This is a genomic window from Mesorhizobium sp. M1A.F.Ca.ET.072.01.1.1 (assembly GCF_004023325.1).
Lineage (GTDB): Bacteria > Pseudomonadota > Alphaproteobacteria > Rhizobiales > Rhizobiaceae > Mesorhizobium.
Map to the genome: position 1 here is coordinate 1 of NZ_RZSF01000565.1, position 2,423 is coordinate 2,423.

The window sequence follows — 2,423 nt, forward strand, 5'->3', positions numbered from 1 at the left end:
GGCAGCGGCCGGTGCACGATGCGCGAGCGTGAATTCGTATAGTCGATGACCAGCTCGGCCAATTCCATGACGGTGAACTCGACGGGGTTGCCGAGATTGACCGGGTGCTGGGGGGCCACGCCGGCGTTCATCAGGCGCACGAAGCCTTCGATCAGGTCGTCGACGAAGCAGAAGGAGCGCGTCTGCCCGCCGCTGCCGTAGACGGTGATGTCGTCGCCGCGCAGCGCCTGGACGATGAAGTTCGACACCGCGCGGCCGTCGTCGGGCCGCATGCGCGGACCGTAGGTGTTGAAGATGCGCGCGACGCGGACATCGATGCCGTATGTCCGCGAGTAATCGAAGAACAGCGTCTCGGCCGAGCGCTTGCCCTCGTCGTAGCAGGAGCGCGGACCGTGCGTGTTGACATTGCCGAAGTAACCTTCGGGTTGCGGATGCACCAGCGGATCGCCATAGACCTCCGAAGTCGAGGCCTGGAAGATCTTGGCGTTGTGTCGCCGCGCGAGCTCCAGAAGGTTGATCGAGCCGAGCACGCTGGTCTTGAAGGTGTGGATCGGATCGGCCTGATAATGCGGCGGAGAAGCCGGGCAGGCGAGATTGTAGATCTCGTCGACAGCCAGGTCCGTCGGCAGTTCCTCGACGATGTCGTGCCTGATGCAGGTGAAAGTCGCGTCACGCGCTATCGCTGACAGGTTGTAGCGCTTGCCCGTGTGGAAATTGTCCAGCGCGATGACTTCATATCCATCGGCAAGCAGCCTTTGGCACAGATGAGAACCCAGAAATCCTGCTCCGCCGGCGACCAGCGCGCGTCCTTGATCGGCACGCCTCCGTCCCGGCTTGGTGTCCAGCTTCAGAACTTTGATGACCCTACCCATGGCGACCTCACACTCGCACACACCCACGCATCGTCGTTCCGGGCCGGGGCAACAGCGTTGCCCGACCAGGTGAAATCATGGCGATCCCCTCCGCATGCGCGAAGTCGCCAAAAAACACGATGTGTTTTGTCTGAGTAAGCGGGGTCGTTGCCGTACGGCTTATGTGCTGCCGCTCAGCTTCCCATTGCCCCTAAGTCGCGATCCACGAACATGGTTGCCACCACCGCGGACTGCTCGCCCAAATTGCACACCCAACGTATGGAAAGATATACCTGTGCGCGGCATAGTCAACTAATTTAGGGATTCATTAACTTCAGTCTTTTGCGGTTGGTTAACTGTAAGCGTAGGCAGGCGCGCCTTTTGCATCATAGAAGGGGTCGGTTCCGGCCGGTTTTCCCGCGGTAAAGCACCGCGTGCCGCGGCCTACGCAAAGCTTGTCGAGCGTTAGGGGCGGAAGGCTTCAAGGTGAAGGACAAGGAACGCGTCTGGCGTCGTCTCTCGGGCTCTGGCATTTCTTGCGGCCGGTCTTTCGGGCTAGAAAATTGCGCAAGTATATCTTAGTTCGCCAACAGGTAGATCTGGCGAGCCTGTAGGCCCTGTCTGCGAAACGCGCTTTCCGAATTGATCGGGGCTAGGCGGCCGTGGTGACGACGGTTCCGCAGCCGTGCTGTCCGGCACGCCGAGATGGCCTCCCGGCATCGCCACCACTCTGAGGTGCATCAACAAGGAGTAGCGCAGGTTGGACAACTGGACGCCGTGCATTCCCGTTTCTACTCCTCATTGCCCCTCCTTATTCTCCGCCCATCTCCTTCTTGAACTGGGCGAAGTCGACCTGCATGCCGTTGAAGATGGTGCTCCAGTGGCGGGTCAAGGCGGCCAAGGCGACTGCCTCCTGGATCTCCTCGTCGGTGGCGCCGGCGCGTTTGGCGTTCTCGGTGTCCGACCAGACACAATAATTGCAGGGGATTTGCGCCGCGACCGCCAGCGAGATCAGCGACTTCACCTTCGGCGGCAGCGCCGTATTGTCGCTGAGCTCGATGGCCTTGACCTCTGCCCACGCGCCGGGCAGAGCGGCTTTCGGGAACTGCTTCATGAAGCCGGGCACGCCGCCCATGGTCGACTGGATGTCCTTGATGGCGGCGTCGTAGTCGTCGGCGCCGGCAGGCATGGTCAAGGCCGCGGTGAACGCGATAGCGGCGAGCAGCGAGGCTGAACGAAGGCAGGAGTGCGCGCTTGAGATGATGCGAATGACAGGCATGGTGTTCTCCTCTGGTTTTTGTGAGCCTTACGGTGTAAGGTTATTTGGAACATGAACCTTACAGTGTAAGTTGTCAAGCGGCGCCATGGACTCACCGAGCAAGAGAATCCGAACCCGCGGAAAATTGTCCCGCGAAATGATCGAGGACGCCGCCTTTGAGGTAATCGAGCGGGAAGGGCTCTCCGGCTTCTCGATGCGCAAGCTCGCCGCCAGGCTCGGCTGCGAGGCGATGAGCATCTACCATCACTTTCCCTCGCAGGCGCATCTCTACGAGGCGCTGGTCGAGCGCCAGA

Annotated in this window: 3 protein-coding genes; 1 reads left to right on the top strand and 2 read right to left on the bottom strand. The window is 60.8% G+C overall.

Annotated features, from left to right (window positions below; all coding sequences use genetic code 11):
* On the bottom strand, positions 1-872 hold an 872-nt coding region (locus EOA32_RS36305), incomplete at its 3' end, for a UDP-glucuronic acid decarboxylase family protein (RefSeq protein WP_145971491.1).
* A gap of 790 nt (positions 873-1,662) precedes the next feature.
* Positions 1,663-2,130 (bottom strand): carboxymuconolactone decarboxylase family protein, encoded by a 468-nt coding sequence (locus EOA32_RS36310; protein ID WP_128374234.1) that lies wholly within the window; start codon positions 2,128-2,130, stop codon positions 1,663-1,665.
* Between the two features lie 136 nt (positions 2,131-2,266).
* On the opposite strand from EOA32_RS36310, the gene EOA32_RS40705 reads away from it, so the two are divergent.
* Positions 2,267-2,423: helix-turn-helix domain-containing protein (locus EOA32_RS40705; RefSeq protein ID WP_281015309.1), on the top strand; the 157-nt coding region annotated here is incomplete at its 3' end.

Coding starts and splice junctions, on each gene's coding strand:
- EOA32_RS36310 (WP_128374234.1), bottom strand. CDS start 2,130: ATGCCTGTCATTCGCATCATCTCAAGCGCGCACTCCTGCCTTCGTTCA.